General features: G+C 71.9%; 10 protein-coding genes. 8 read left to right on the forward strand and 2 right to left on the reverse strand.

The window, feature by feature from the left end:
• Positions 1 to 116: 116 nt before the first annotated feature.
• Together addA and addB are read right to left on the reverse strand one after the other, a co-directional pair.
• Positions 117 to 3,536: a double-strand break repair helicase AddA gene (addA, locus tag DFR50_RS24230; protein ID WP_170153375.1), complete on the reverse strand. Its 3,420-nt coding sequence runs from the start codon at positions 3,534 to 3,536 to the stop codon at positions 117 to 119.
• Positions 3,533 to 6,682, reverse strand: a complete 3,150-nt coding sequence (addB, locus tag DFR50_RS24235; protein WP_113891844.1) for a double-strand break repair protein AddB — start codon at positions 6,680 to 6,682, stop codon at positions 3,533 to 3,535. The genes addA and addB overlap by 4 nt, the downstream gene beginning before the upstream one ends.
• 117 nt (positions 6,683 to 6,799) lie before the next feature.
• Here addB and cbiB point away from each other — a divergent pair, with 117 nt between their 5' ends.
• The 8 genes from cbiB (at position 6,800) to DFR50_RS24275 (ending at position 13,929) form a co-directional block, all read left to right on the forward strand.
• Positions 6,800 to 7,771, forward strand: coding sequence for an adenosylcobinamide-phosphate synthase CbiB (gene cbiB, locus DFR50_RS24240; protein WP_113891845.1), 972 nt, complete (start codon positions 6,800 to 6,802; stop codon positions 7,769 to 7,771).
• Between the two features lie 348 nt (positions 7,772 to 8,119).
• The gene (locus DFR50_RS24245) at positions 8,120 to 8,677 is read left to right on the forward strand and encodes a hypothetical protein (protein WP_113891846.1); all 558 of its coding nucleotides are present in this window, start codon (positions 8,120 to 8,122) and stop codon (positions 8,675 to 8,677) included.
• A gap of 176 nt (positions 8,678 to 8,853) precedes the next feature.
• Positions 8,854 to 9,345 (forward strand): hypothetical protein, encoded by a 492-nt coding sequence (locus DFR50_RS24250; protein ID WP_113891847.1) that lies wholly within the window; start codon positions 8,854 to 8,856, stop codon positions 9,343 to 9,345.
• Positions 9,346 to 9,483: 138 nt separating this feature from the next.
• A complete protein-coding gene (locus tag DFR50_RS24255; RefSeq protein ID WP_113891848.1) occupies positions 9,484 to 9,981 on the forward strand; it encodes a YfgM family protein in 498 nt (165 codons plus the stop codon).
• Between the two features lie 356 nt (positions 9,982 to 10,337).
• On the forward strand, positions 10,338 to 10,709 hold the full coding sequence (locus tag DFR50_RS24260; RefSeq protein ID WP_113891849.1) for a c-type cytochrome: 372 nt from the start codon (positions 10,338 to 10,340) through the stop codon (positions 10,707 to 10,709).
• Entirely contained in the window at positions 10,706 to 12,115 is a 1,410-nt protein-coding gene (locus tag DFR50_RS24265; protein WP_113891850.1) for a D-arabinono-1,4-lactone oxidase, read from the forward strand. The genes DFR50_RS24260 and DFR50_RS24265 overlap by 4 nt, the downstream gene beginning before the upstream one ends.
• Position 12,116: 1 nt before the next feature.
• Complete coding sequence (locus DFR50_RS24270) at positions 12,117 to 13,406, forward strand: alanine racemase (protein WP_113891851.1); 1,290 nt, start codon at positions 12,117 to 12,119, stop codon at positions 13,404 to 13,406.
• 205 nt (positions 13,407 to 13,611) lie between these two features.
• On the forward strand, positions 13,612 to 13,929 hold the full coding sequence (locus DFR50_RS24275; protein WP_113891852.1) for a hypothetical protein: 318 nt from the start codon (positions 13,612 to 13,614) through the stop codon (positions 13,927 to 13,929).
• Positions 13,930 to 14,055 lie beyond the last annotated feature (126 nt).

Genomic DNA, 14,055 nt, shown 5'->3' on the forward strand with positions numbered 1-14,055 from the left:
CGACGTTCCGCTCATCATAGGGCGCGGAAACTGGCGATGAATTGCGACGTCATCAAGGCAAACAGTTTTCCTGCTTGACTGTGGCCAAAAAACCTCAGTTCGGCCCCGTATGGTTTTCAAGAGGTTATCACGGGGGCGAGAGCGGCCTTCAGCTCGGCCTTCGACAATGGTCGTATCGCCGGCCCGTCGAGGTAAACGAGCGCCGCCCGCACCGCGCGACCGGGATAGAGCGGCTCGAGCGCGGCGCCGGTCAGCGCGAGCTGGGCGACGTGCGCCGGCGCCGGCGCGGCGGGGGCCGCGCCGAGCTTGAAGTCGACGACGTAAACGGCGTCGTCGGTCACGGCGAGGCGGTCGAGGCGGCCCGACAACGGCAGGGGCGGCCCGCCCGGGCGGTCGACGGCGCCGGCGAACGGGACCTCGGCGCGAGAATTCGGACCGAACAGCGGCGCGAGCTCGGGAGCGTCGATCACCGCGAGAACCTGGTCGAGGAGCGCGCGGCGCCGCGCCTCCGGCAGCCCGGCCCCCTGCGCGCCGAGGATGGAGAGGGCGGCTTCGCGCCGCCGGTCGCGCTCGACGCCCGGCAGCAGGTGAAGCAGCGCATGGGCGACGAGCCCTTCGGCGCGACGCCCGGCGCGCTCGCCCGCGGCGCGCGCGGACGGCCTGATCCGGAGCGCCGGCGCCGCGTCGGCGATCCGCGTCGACAGCCAGCCCGGCGGCGGCGGCGGGGCCGCTGGCGCTTCGGTCTCGCTCGCCGCGTCGGCGGTCAGGCTCTCCCCGTAGCGCCGGACGATGGCCTTGGCGTCCCAGAACGCCGGCGCCGCGACGGTCGCCGGCTCGAGGCTGCCGGCGACCAGGTCGTACCAGCAGCCGTCGGGCCGCCGCCTCTGGCCCTGGTAGCCGGCGACGATCAGCCGCTCGGCGGCGCGGGTCATGGCGACGTAGAGCAGCCTGCGATGCTCGCCCGCCTCCTCGGCCCGCCCCCGCGCCCGCGCCGCGGCGACGACGTCGCAGTCTTCGGCCGCCTTGCGGGTCCAGGCGAACAGCGGCGGGTCGCCGGCGTCGAGCGGCGCGAGCGGCATGAGCTTGGGATCGTGACGCCCGCCCGGCGCGACCATCGTGTCGGGCAGAATGACGATCGGCGCCTCGAGGCCCTTGCTCGCGTGCACCGTCAGCACGCGCACGCCGTCGCTCTCCGCCTCGAGGTCGCGCTTGATCTCCGCCTCGGTCTCCTCGACCTCGGCGAGAAAGCGCGTCAGCGACGGGGCGTCGTTGCGCTCGTGATCGAGCGCGAGGGCGAGGAACTCGTCGATCGGGTCGGCGGCGTCGTCGCCGAGCCGGGCGATCAGCGCCTTGCGGCCGCCGTCCTCCCCGACGAGGCGGGCGTAGAAGGCGTAGGGGCCGAGCGTGACGGCGCGCCGGCGCCATTCGGCGACGCGCCGCGCCGCGGCCTGCGCCGCCGGGTCCTGCGCGGCGTCGAGCGCGGCCGCGAGCGGCCCGGCCCGGTCGGCGGCGAGCCGATAGAGCGCCGGGTCGTCGAGCCCGATCAGCGGCGACTTGAGCGCGCAGGCGAGCGACAGGTCGTCGTCGGCGGCGAGCGCGGCGCGCCCGGCGGCGATCAGGTCCATGACCGCGATGTGCTCCCTGAGCTTCAGCCGGTCGGCGCCGGCGACCTTGACGCCGCGGTCCTTGAGGGCGCGGATCATCGCCTCGAAGAAGGCGTTGCGCCGCCTGACCAGGATCAACACGTCGCCGGGGCGAATCCGCCGCGGTTCGCCGTCGTCGCCGACGACCCGCTCGCGCGAGCCGGGGTCGAGCCAGCGGGCGATCTGGCTCGCGATGCGCTGGGCGAGAACGACGGCGGGATCGCGCGCCGCCGGCTCGTCGAGCGGCATCCGCCAGTCGTCCGGATCGCGCCCCGTCTCGGGCTCGACGGGCGGCCAGATCTCGACCACGCCTTTCAGGGTCTTCTGGATCGCCTCGTGAATCGGCGGCGGCTCGCCCTCGGCGGCGACGCCGTTCCAGGCGGCCTCGGACTGGAAGACCATGTCCACGGCGGCGAGGACCGCCGGCGCCGAGCGGAAGGAAAAGTTCATCGGCACGCTCGCGAACGGCTTGTCCGCGTCGCGATGCCGGCGTGCGAACCCGCGCCGCATGTCGGCGAACAGCCCGGGCGCCGCGCCCTGGAACGAGAAGATCGACTGCTTCTCGTCGCCGACTGCAAACACCGTGCGCCGCCGCGAGCGCGCGCTCTCGCCGGCGAAGAACTCGTCGGTCAGCGCCTCGACGATGCGCCACTGTCCGGCCGAATTGTCCTGCGCCTCGTCGATCAGCAGGTGGTCGAGCCCATAGTCGAGCTTCTGCATCACCCACGCCGCGCTCGACCGGGTCACGAGCGCGAGGGCGCGGGCGATCTGGTCGGCGAAATCGAGCGCGCCGCGCCCGGCCTTTTCCGCGGCGAAGGCTGTCAGGATTTCGCCCGAGACGGCGAACAGCGCCGTCGAACGGTCGAGCGTCGCGACCGAGCGAAGCCGGTCGCGCAGCCCGATGAGCCGGACGAGCTCGCGCTGGACCGCCTTCTCCAGGTCGGGGCGGGTTTCGCGCACGGCCGCGGTGGTCAGATGCGCCTTCTTCCCGCCCCGCGGCTCGCCCTCGCCGTCTTTGGTGAAAAAGGCGCCGAGCAGCGCCCGGACCCTCGCGGTCCGATCGATTCCAGCGTTGGCGGCCGTGAGGCCGGCGGCGAACGCCTTGTCCTGGGCCTTGCCGGCGGCCAGCCCCTGCGCCCATGCGATTCGGCGCCTCGTCCCGACGTCGCCGCCGAGCATCTCCGTTTCCACGCTCGCCGTCGTTTCGCCCGGCTGCAGCCCGAGGCGGCGCCGGAGCGCCTCGCCGTACCGCGCCGCGTCGGCAAATCCGGCGAAGACCTCGGCGAAGTCCTGCGCTTCGGCCAGCAGCCTGTCGAAATTGAAGGCGCCGGCGTCCCGCGCCACCCGGTCGAGCGCGGCTTCGCCCTCTGCCGACGATCCGAGCGCGACCAGCGCCCGGTCGCGCGCCGCGATCATCAGCCGGGCCGCCTCGCGCTCGTCCACCACCTTGAAATGCGCCGGGACGTTGGCCTCGAACGGGAACACCTGGAGCAGCCGTTCGCAGAAGGCGTGCAGGGTCTGGATCTTGAGGCCGCCCGGGGTCTCGATCGTGCGGGCGAACAATTGCCGCGCGAAGGCCAGCGCCGGCGGACCCGGCCGGCCGGCGCCGGTCTCGGCGATGGCCGCCGAGAGCCGCTCGTCGTCCAGCGTCGTCCACTCGGCGAGCGTCCTGAAGATGCGGCCGGCCATGTTGGCCGCGGCGGCCTTGGTGAAGGTGAGGCCGAGAATCTGCGCCGGTTTCGCGCCGTCGAGCAGAAGCCGCAGCACGCGCTGGGTCAGGACGTGGGTCTTGCCGCTGCCGGCGTTGGCCGACACCCAGGCCGAGGCCGCCGGATCGGAGGCGAGCGCCTGATACCGCCTGAGCGCCTCGGGAATGTCGAGCGGCCGACTCATCCGGCCTCTCCCGCGGTCGGCTCGCCGGCGCCGCCGGCCTTCGACCATTCCTTGACCCGCGCCAGATGGTCGTAGTCGGCGAAGCGGCTGGCGAACTTCGGCATCGGCCGCGACAGATAGGGCGTCCCGGGATCGACGAACTGGTCGAGCAGGACTTTCAGATCGGCGAAGTGACGCTCGGCGAGCTCGGCGATGTCCTCGCCCTTCTCCGCCGCCTCGCGCGCTTCGCCGCCGTCGGCGCCGCCGAGCTTGATGTAGAGCGCGCGCCGCGGCGTCATCGCCCCGAGATCGGCGAAGCCGCCGCGCATGAGAATCGCGGCCTCGAGGGTGAGTTGCGGCGCGAGGCCGATCGTCACTTCCTTCTTTCCCGGCGGGCGGCCGCTCTTGTAGTCGATCAGCGTCGCCTCGCCGTCGACCAGCCGGTCGATCCGGTCGGCGCGCGCGGTCAGCCGGAATTGCGAGCCGTCACGCAGCGGAATGACGATCTCGCCCTGGCGCTCGACGAAGATGCGCTCGATCTCGGTCCGGGCTTCCGCCTCGAACCCGATGAAGACGTCGATCGCCTTCTCGATGTTGGGCCAGTTCAGGCCCGCGAAGGCAGGGTCGCGCAGGAGTTCGGCGAAGTGCGCGCGGGCGAGGCCGGCGAGCCGGTCGCGCGCCTCCGGCGGCAGGGCCCCCGCCGGGAAGGCGATGGAAAAATCCTCGAGCGCCCCGTGCCAGGCCTCGCCCGCCTCCCGCGGGCCGAGCGCCCGCTGGACCGGGTCGAGACCCTTGAGCCTCAGAATCCGCTCGGCGTAGATCGCGTAAGGGTCGCGGCGCAGGGTTTCGATCCGGGTGACGCTCAGCGACCGCGGACGCTTGTCCGCCGGCGGCGTCGGCTCCGGCCGCGGCGCCGGGGCGATCGAATCGGGCTTGTCGAGCGCCCGCGCCCAGGCGAGATATTGCGCGCCGCGCCGCTCGGCCGCCCCGATCGCCTCCGCGCCCGCCGCGGCGCCGAGCCGCTGCAGGAAGCGCGAGGCGACCGTCGGCTCGCCGCCGCGCTTCCTGGCGCGGCTGAGGATCGTCTCGCGCGCCCCTAGGGCTGCGACGAAATCGTGCGCCGTCTGGCCGATCCGCCGCTCGGGCGGCGACAGCCCGAGGCGCGCGCGCATCGGCCGGTTGAGGAACGCGTCGGTGTTGACGGCCGGCGGCCAGACCTTCTCGTCGAGGCCGGCGACCAGCGTCCGGTCGAAGGCGAGCAGGCGCGCCTCGAGCAGGCCGAGGATGGCGAGGCGTGGGCAGCCGGACGGCGCCGGCGGGGCGCGCACGCCGAACAGCGCCTCCTCGAAGAGGCGGGCATAGTCGGCGAGCGTGCAGGGAAAGCCCTCGCCGGCCGCCGCACGCCACTCCTCGATGAGATCGTCGAGCGCCGGAGCCCCGTGCGGAACGGCGGCGTCGTCGGGCGCGGCCAGGACGGCGGCGAGCGCCGCGCGGTGCGCGTCGAGCCAGTCGCGGAGCGGCGCCGAGCCGAGCCTGCGCAGGGGGCCGAGCACGGCCGCGCAATCGCGCGCCAGCCCCTCGCCCTCGGCGCGCCGCGCGTCGCCGACCGAGCGGACGGCGGGATGGGCGTGGCGGTCGGCGGCGGCGGCGCGCGCGGCGGCGAAGGCGGCGTCGAGATCGTCGAGCGCGACGATGGGCGCGGCGCGAAAGACGCCGAGTTCGAGCGCCCGCGCGGCCGCGGCTTTGCCGGCGCGGTCGCGGCCGAGGCGGGCGGACGGGTGGGCGAGGAGCGCCTGGAGGGCGAGCGGACGGAAGTCGGCCGCGGCGTTCAGCAGCAGCCGGGCGAGCGCGCCGGCCTCGGTCTCCCCCAGCGACCGCCCCGCCGAATCCTCGACCTCGACCCCCCAGCGCGCCAGTTCCGCCGCGACCCGGCGCGCGATCGACGGGTCTGGGGTGATCAGCGCCGCGGTCTTGCCCGGCGTCTCGAGAACCTCGCGCATGGCGATGGCGAGCGCGAGCGCCTCCTCGGTCTCGTGGTCGGCGACGATGACGGCGACGGATTCGAGCGCCGCGGCGACCGCCGGGGGGGCGAGCGCCGCGCTGCGGTCGCGCCAGGCGTCGGTCGATTCGGCCGGGCGCAGGGCCTCGCCGATGAGGGCGGCTCGGGCGGCGAGCGGCCCTGCCTGCCGGCCGAGCGGTCGCACGTCCGCCCGCGCGACGCCGATCAGCCCGATCAGCCGGCGCAGCAGGGCCTGCGGGTGGCCGGCCAGACCCTGCTCGTCGCCGTCGCTGGCGCCGATCATGTCCCAGGCCCGTTCGTCGAGACGCGTGTCGAGCCCGGGCAGGACGACCGCGCCGCGGTCGGAGCGGGCGACCGCCGCGATCAGCCGGGCGGTGGCGCGATTGGCGCCGGTCGAGCCGGCGATGATCGTCGGCCCGCGCCGCGCCCGCGCGCCGGCCGCCAGCGCCGCGACCTCGGCGTCGACCAGCGCCGCGACCCGGGCGGCGCGGTCGATCAGGCCGTTCTCGGCGAGCCACGCCGGCCAGGCGGCGAAGGCGATCTTGAGGAAGTCGAGCGTGATCCGCCAGTAGCGGTCGTAAGCGGCGTCGGGGGCGAGCGCGTCGAGCGCCTTCGGCTTCACCCCCTCGATGATCAGGTCGTCGATCAGGGCCGCGAGGTCGCCGGCCAGCGCATAGGCCTGGGCCGGCGTGGAGGCGACCAGGGCGGGCTCGAGCGGATCGCAGTCGAGGCCGTCGGCGTCGGCGCTGCGGATCGCGCCGCGCAGGGCCTGCCCCCACTGGCGAACCAGCAGCGCCAGCACATGCCGCCGGGTCAGCGCGCCGACCGCCGGCCGCGGCCCCGCGGGGGACGCATCGTCCGCCCCGGGATCGGCGAAGACGGTGGAATCGTCCGGCTCGAAGGCGCCGAGCGGGGCGATGCGCGGCAGCAGCACGGCGCGGCCGCCGCTGGCCGCGAGCAGCGCGTCCGCCAGCGCCGAGGCGGCGCGCCGGGTCGGCACGTAGATCGTCGCCTCGGCGAGCGCCAGCGGGCCGCCCGACCCCGGAAATCCTTCGATGAGTTCGCCGTCGATCAGGGCGCGGCTCAGCGTCGCCAGGAACGGGGCGCCGGGCGGGATGGTGAAGACGCGGGGCGCGCGAATCAGCATGCCCCCTTGTCCCGCCGCGGCGCGGCGGAAACAAGGTATCCGGCAAAGAGCCTGTGGAAAACGGCGCGGCCGGCGCCGCGACGTCGGCTGGCCGGCCGTGCTAGGTCGGCCCCTATCATGTCGCTTTCCGATTCCCTGCCGCTGGCGCTCGCCGCCCTGACGATCGAGGCGCTGGCCGGCTATCCGGCGCCGTTCTATCGCGCCCTCGGCCATCCGGTGACCTGGATGGGCGCCTGGCTCGCCTGGCTGGAGACGCGGTTGAACCGGCCGGACCGGGATTTTTCCGCGCGGCGGGCGGCGGGCGTCGCGGCGCTTCTCCTCTATCTCGTCCCGGTCGCGCTGGTCGCGCTCGCGCTGACCGCGGGGCTCGAGCGCTTCGGCGTCGCCGGCTTCGTCGCGCTCGCTGCGCTCGCCGCCAGCCTGCCGGCGCAGCGGAGCCTCCATACTTATGTCGGCGCGGTCGCGGACGGGCTGGACTCGAGCCTCGAATCGGGGCGGCGGGCGGTGGCGATGGTGGTCGGCCGCAATCCCGACGCGCTCGACGAAGCGGGCGTGGCGCGCGCCGCGATCGAGAGCCTGGCGGAAAATTTCTCCGACGGAGTGGTCGCGCCGATCCTCTGGACCGCGCTCACGGGCTTGACCGGCGGCGCGCTCTACAAGGCCGTCAACACGGCAGACAGCATGATCGGCCACCGGGACCAGCGCTACGCCGCCTTCGGCTGGGCGGCGGCGCGTCTCGACGACCTCGTCAACCTCCCGGCCTCGCGGCTGGCGGCGCTGTGGATCGCGCTCGCCGCGCTCCTCACCCCCGGCGCGTCGGCGCGCGAGGCGGCGCGCGCCGTGTTCCGCGACGCGTCAAGACACCGGTCGCCCAACGCCGGCTGGCCGGAGGCCGCGATGGCCGGCGCGCTGGCGCTGAAACTCGCCGGCCCACGGGTCTACGGAACCACCCTGGTCGACGACGCCTTCATGGGCGCGGGCCGGCGCGAGGCGAGCGCCGCCGACATCCGGCGCGCGCTGGCGCTCTACCGGCGGGCGTGCCTGATCGAGGGGGTTTTGCTGGCGGGCCTGGTGATGATCGTGGGCTGAAGGCATTCGCGCCGAGGGGCGCCGGTGTAGGGCGGGGTCGCTGACCCCGCCGGCGCGCTCGACGAGCGCGCCCGACAAGGGCCACGCCCCGGACTCCGCCCCGTGGTTCAGCCCTTGAAACGATTGCCTTTCGGGAGTTCCTTCGGCGGCCGGCAATGGCGTTCCGCTGAACGTGTGGCTCAAAGACCAAGATCGCGTTTGTTCGTGATTTGTCCTTGGCAAGGCGACGTCCTTCTGTACAATCCATACTTGCTCGCGCCTCCCCGAAATTCATGCGCGAGGGGGTGAGGAATGCAGGCCGAAAAGCTTCCTGAGAGACAAGAGGACTGCGGATGCGGTGACCCGTCGTTGAAGCGCTTCCGTCAAACGATCGCGACGCTGGAACGAACATGGGCTGCGGAAGCCCGCAATGCGCCATTCTACCCCTTTGTCACCTGGACGGCGGAGGGTCCGCGGCTCGGCGCCGCCACCGTGTTGGCGCGCAAAGGCGCGCCCGAGGAGGCGCGGCTTCTCGCCCTGCTGTCTGTCGCTTACGGCTTCCCCGTCCCGGCGAAGGTTCTCAAGCATCTCGCCTGGGCGGAGGCGGAATTCGACCGCGGCGACTTCGCCAAGTCGGCGATGCATGTCGCGTTGACCGGCATTTCGGCCTTCGCCGGGCGTGAGGGCGCGCGCCGTCTGCACATCGCCGCCGGAATTCTCGACGAGGGTTTCCTCACGCCGACGGCCGTGCTGAAGGCCTGCGGACTCGACGGCGGCGAAGTCGAAACGCTCGCCAATATTACGAAGACCAGCCGCGCGTTCCTGCGGGCAACCCGGACGGAGGCCAGTGGACGGCCGACGGTGAGCCTGCCTCGGCGGACAGCCCCGCTCGCCGGAAAAATGGGAGCCACAACGACGTGGCTCTGATGCTGCCGGACGGGTGCGAAGAGGAATGGGCGAAGGCGCTTGAATTTTGCGCGCGACTCCTCACCTCCCCCAATCCGCCCAGGGGACTGACGGGCGGCTACAAGACGGCTCGAGGCTGTGCAAAAGGTTTTGTAAGTCAGCGGTGCGGCGGCAACCGGGTGTGAAAGGAACAGGCGATGAGTTTCCACGAAGACATGTTCGCGCTCCTGAAAACAGACGATTGGCAAGCTTGCCATCGTCGAATTGACGAGGAACCCGGCGACACCCGTGAATCGCGCGTCGCGATTGCGGGATGGCGATCCAGCATTTTGAGGGGCCAAGGGCGCTATGACGAGGCTTTGCGGGCGATCGACGCGAGCAAGGACGACGTCTTCACGCAATGCGGCTATCTTTTTGACCGGGCGCGAATTCTCCAATGCATGGGCAAGACCGCCGATGCCATCGAGACGTTACGCCAAGCGCCTTTCGGGTCGGAAATCGATGCGTTCCCTGCTTTAACCTATGAAGCGATCTTTCTCTATTGTTATCTCCTGAAACAAGCCGGCCGCGAGCCGCCCCCGAATCTCCTGGCGGCGCTGCCCGACGACTTCGGGACCCATCTCTTTGGCAGGATGCGCGAAAAGGCCGATCTTCTCCCCCCGGAGCCGGATTCCCCCGCCCCGGCCTGAAGGCTGGAACCGCAGAGCGGTGACAGGCGCGGGGACAGACAAGCGCGGGGACAGTTTACTCTGTCCCAATTCCGCGAGGTTGCGCGACGTGATTCGTAATTCAGCGGTGCGCCGGCAACGGGCGTGAGGGGGCGTGCGATGGGCTTTCGCGAAGACATCTTTACGCTCGTGAAGTCTCACGACTGGGAGGCCTGCCACAAGCGAATCGACGAAGAAGAACCCGGCCTCTCGCGTGAGCAGCGCGCGTCGATCGCGCATTGGCGGTCTGCGGTCTTGGTGTGGCAAGGGCGTTACGAAGACGCGCTGCGCATCATCGACGCCAGCAAGGCCGACGCCTTCACGGAGTGCGGCCGTCTGTGGGACCGAGCCCAAATTCTCTGCCGGATGGGCAAATTCGCCGAGGCGATCGAAACGTTGCGCGGCGCGCCTTTCGGCTCGGAAATCGATGCGTTTCCCGGCATGACCTACGAGGCGATATTTCTCTATTGTCGTCTGTTGATAAGATGCGGCCGCGAACCGCCGCCAAATCTCCTGGCGGCGCTGCCGGACGATTTCGACACGTTCACTTACGACAGACGGTTCATGTCCAAAGCCGATCTCCTGTCGTCGACCGGCCGTTCGTCGACGTCCTCCTGAATTGCCCAGCGCGGTGCCCGTTGACTCTGTCCCAAATGGCGCCTGTCGATTGCCCCAGCCGCCGCGCCGCCGCCGCCGCCCGCGTCTTTGCGGCAGGGATTGCTCCGTCTTCTGCTCGCAGCCAACCCCGAACGGCGGCCGGACGGGGCAGGGCGGCGCCGGCAGCGCAAGCGGCCCCCGGATCGCGTCGCTTCGCTCGCGAGGACGGCCTCCTTCGGGGACTGCCTTGGGATAACTGGTAATTGCCGTCATTCTGTCCGCCGAGGCGCTTGACGACCCGCAGCCGCGGCGTGGTACGTCGAGGTTCACGCGCTGACTGGCGAGGGCCGCCATGAAGCAAAACGGCCGGGGAGGCGATGCGGCAAGGCCTGTTTGCGGCGGCGTTCGCCGCCCTCCTGACGGCGTCCTGCGGTCAGTCGGCGCAGCCGGCGCGCCCGACTGCGGCGGAGGTCGAGTACGCGGCGCGCGCCGAGCCGTCGCCGCCCGCGCTCGCCGCGCTCTACGACCGCTCGTGCAGGACCTGCCATGGCTCGGCGGCGAGCGGCGCGCCGCTCGCCGGCCAGGTCTCGGCCTGGGCGCCGCGGCTCGCCGCGCGCGGCGCCGACGGCCTGCTCGCCTCGTTCCGGAAGGGCCGCAACGCCATGCCCCCCGGCGGCCTCTGCCCCGACTGCGGCGACGACGACGCCCGGCGGATCATCGCCTTCATGTCCACGGAGCCGACGCGATGACACTGTCCCGACGCGCCGCACTCGGCGCCGGCGCGGCCGCCGCGGTCGCCGTCCCGGCCGGGCTCTACGCGAGCTGGGTCGGCCCCGGCTTCGTCCGGCCCGGCTACCGGCCCGATCCGCCCCCGGCGCCGCCCGGCCGCGTCGCGTGGAGCAACTGGTCGGGAACCGAAACGGCGACGCCCCGGTCGATCGCCGTCGCCCACGACGAGGCGGACGTCGTTCGCCTCGTCGCCGAGGCGCCGCGCCCGATCCGGCCGGTCGGCAGCGGCCACAGCTTCGTCGGCCTCGCGCCGAGCCAGGGCGCGATGATCGACATCAGCCCGCTCGCCGGAGTCCTGTCGCAGGACCAGGCGGCGGGGACGATCACGTTCGGCGCCGGCACCCGATTGCAACACGCCTCGCGCCTCCTCGCCGAACGCGGTCTCGCGCTCGCCAATCTGTCAGACATCGACACCCAGACGCTGGCGGGCCTGTTTTCGACCGCGACCCACGGCACCGGGCTGACGCTCCAGGCGCTCCACGGCGCGATCGCGGGCTTTCGTCTGGTGACCGCCGCCGGCGAGACGCGCGCCGTCACGGCGGCGAGCGACCCCGATCTGTTCGCCGCCGGAAAGGTGTCGCTCGGCGCGCTCGGGGTGATCACCGCCGTCACCATCCGCCCGGTCGCGGCGTTCAAGCTGCGCCGGCGCATCACCGTGGTCGACATCGACGCCCTCTATCCGCAGATCGACGCTCTGGCGGCCGCGCATCGCAACGTCGAGTTCTACTATCTGCCGGGCGTCGGCAAGGCGGCGATCATCACCCACGACCTGTACGAGGGGCCGGTCAGCGGCCGCGCCCAGGCGCAGGACGACGACACCCTGGAGCAACTGAAGACGCTGCGCGACCAGCTCGGCTGGTGGCCCTGGCTGCGCCGGGTGGTGGCGGACGCCGGGCTGCCGCACGGCGTGGTCGAGGACTCGACCGACGAATCGTGGAAGCTCCTCGCGACCGGACGCCCGATGAAGTTCAACGAGATGGAATACGAGATGCCGATCGAGGCGGCGAAGGCGGCGCTGCCCGAGGTGGTCGCCGCCGCGGATTCCCATCCGCGCCTCTACTTCCCGATCGAAGTGCGCTTCGTCGCCGCCGACGACGCCTGGCTGAGCCCGTTCACCGACGGGCCGCGGATGTCGATCTCGGTCCATGCCGCGGCCGACGAAGACTATGGCGTGTTCTTCTCGCTCTACGAGCCGATCTTCCGCGCCCATGGCGGGCGGCCGCACTGGGGCAAGATGCATTCGCTGAAAGCGCCGGAACTCGCCGCCATCCACCCGCATTTCGAGCGCTTCGTCGCCCTGCGCAAGCGCATCGACCCCGAGGGCAAGTTTCTCAATCCCTATCTCCAATCGATTCTCGGAGCCTGACATGGCCTGGAAGCCGTCCCGGCGCGCGGTGGTCGGCGGGGTCGCGGTCGCGGCGGCCGCGGGCGCGGCGATCGCCTTGCGCCCCGGCGACCGCAGCGGGCCGCGCGATCCTTACTTCCTGCGCCTGCAGGAGGCGCTCAGCGCCGCGGGCGTCGGGACGCCGGCGCTGGTGATCGATCGCGCGAGGCTCGACGCCAACATCGCGACGCTGAAGCGCGCGCTGCCCGAGGGCATGGGCTATCGCGTCGTCGTCAAGTCGCTGCCGTCGCCCACGCTGGTTTCCCGCGTCCGCGCCGGGACCGGGACCGACCGGCTGATGACCTTCAACCTGCCGATGCTGCTGGCTTTCGCCGCCGCCATGCCCGACGCGGGGCAGCTGCTCGGCAAGCCGCTGCCGATCCTCGCCGCGCGATCGTTTTTCGCCGCGCTTCCCGCGGGCTCGCGCGATGCGGCCGGGCGGATCGTCTGGCTGATCGACACGCCGGAGCGGTTCGACCAGTACGAGCAGCTGGCGCTGGCGCAGGGGTTGACGCTCGCTGCGGCGTTCGAACTCGACGTCGGCCTGCATCGCGGCGGGCAGGTCGCGGGTCCGGCGCTCGGCGCGATGTACGAGAGGGCGAAAGCGTCGAAGGCGCTGCGCTTCGCCGGGCTGATGGGCTACGAGCCGCACATTCCCTCGATCCCCGACGCCCTCGGGCTCAGGCAGGGCGCGATCGACGCCGCCTGGTCGGCCTATGGCGCGGCCAAGGACCAGGCGCGGGCGGTGCTCGGCCCCGCGGCGCTCGACGGCGCCATTCTCAATGCGGCGGGCAGCCCGACCTTCCGTTTGTACAAGGACACCGCGGTCGCCAACGAAGTGTCGGTCGGTTCGGCGCTGGTCAAGCCGGCCGACTTCGACACGCCGCTGCTTCAGGACTTCCAGCCCGCGGCGTTCATCGCCACGCCGGTCATCAAGACGCGCCCCGACACGCTTCTGCCCAAGGGGGTCGAATTCCTGTCGACGCTGCAGTCGGCCTGGGACCCGAACAGCCGCCGCACCCTGTTCATCTACGGCGGCCACTGGCTGGCCAGGCCGGTCGATCCCCCCGGCCTCCAGCTCAACGCGATCTTCGGCCGGTCGAGCAATCAGGAGATGCTCAACGGCGGCGAGGCGCTCGCCGTGCGGCCGGACGACACCGTGGTCTTCCGCCCGACGCAGAGCGAAGCGGTGCTGCTGCAGTTCGGCGACCTGCTCGTCTACGACGGCGAGCGCATCGTCGAGCGCTGGCCGGTCCTGCCGGCTTCGGCGTAAGGCCGCGGCGGAACACGCCGAGCGCGGCCGAACGCCGGGGAGGCCCGCCTCGACGGTCGCCGCGCTGCTGACTCTGTCCCGGCGCTTGACAGGACGGCGCTAACCTTTGTCGAATCGATCCCGGACAGGCGGACGGTTCGTCGGTGAACGTCGCCCGCTGGCAAGGTCCTTGTTGCGTGGCCCATGGTCCCCTGAGGAGGCGGCGATGCGGGTCGAGCTTGTCTTCGCGACAGTCCTGTCGTCGTTGGGCGCCGCCGAGGCGCACGACGTCTGGGCGGAAGGAACGCCGATCCCGAAGTGGATCAAGGCCGCCTGCTGCAGTCCGGCCGACGCCCATCACCTGCGGCCGGACCAGGTGCGCCGCGTCTCCGAAGACTATTGCGAGGTCGACGGCTATTTCGGCCGGGTCGCCGCCGCCGACGCGCTGCCGAGCCAGGACGGCGAATACTGGATCTTCTACAAGGACAACAAGAGCGGCACGCAAACCGGCGTGTTCTGCTCTTTCGCGCCGATGGCGTTCTGACGGTCACCCGCCCGCCGACGTCTGGAGTTTGATACGGTTTCCGCGTGATTGACTCGATGGTTGGGGATTCCTGAAGCGGAAACAGCGTGATAGATAGAAGGGCCATGATTCGCGGGAGGCGGGCAT

The sequence above is a fragment of the Roseiarcus fermentans genome (assembly GCF_003315135.1).
Classification (GTDB): domain Bacteria; phylum Pseudomonadota; class Alphaproteobacteria; order Rhizobiales; family Beijerinckiaceae; genus Roseiarcus; species Roseiarcus fermentans.

Bases quoted from the DNA above. Each gene is read 5' to 3' on its own strand.
- DFR50_RS24265 (WP_113891850.1), top strand. From the start codon at position 10,706: ATGACACTGTCCCGACGCGCCGCACTCGGCGCCGGCGCGGCCGCCGCG.
- DFR50_RS24255 (WP_113891848.1), top strand. From the start codon at position 9,484: ATGGGCTTTCGCGAAGACATCTTTACGCTCGTGAAGTCTCACGACTGG.
- DFR50_RS24270 (WP_113891851.1), top strand. From the start codon at position 12,117: ATGGCCTGGAAGCCGTCCCGGCGCGCGGTGGTCGGCGGGGTCGCGGTC.
- DFR50_RS24275 (WP_113891852.1), top strand. From the start codon at position 13,612: ATGCGGGTCGAGCTTGTCTTCGCGACAGTCCTGTCGTCGTTGGGCGCC.
- addB (WP_113891844.1), bottom strand. From the start codon at position 6,682: ATGCTGATTCGCGCGCCCCGCGTCTTCACCATCCCGCCCGGCGCCCCG.
- DFR50_RS24260 (WP_113891849.1), top strand. From the start codon at position 10,338: ATGCGGCAAGGCCTGTTTGCGGCGGCGTTCGCCGCCCTCCTGACGGCG.
- addA (WP_170153375.1), bottom strand. From the start codon at position 3,536: ATGAGTCGGCCGCTCGACATTCCCGAGGCGCTCAGGCGGTATCAGGCG.
- cbiB (WP_113891845.1), top strand. From the start codon at position 6,800: ATGTCGCTTTCCGATTCCCTGCCGCTGGCGCTCGCCGCCCTGACGATC.
- DFR50_RS24250 (WP_113891847.1), top strand. From the start codon at position 8,854: ATGAGTTTCCACGAAGACATGTTCGCGCTCCTGAAAACAGACGATTGG.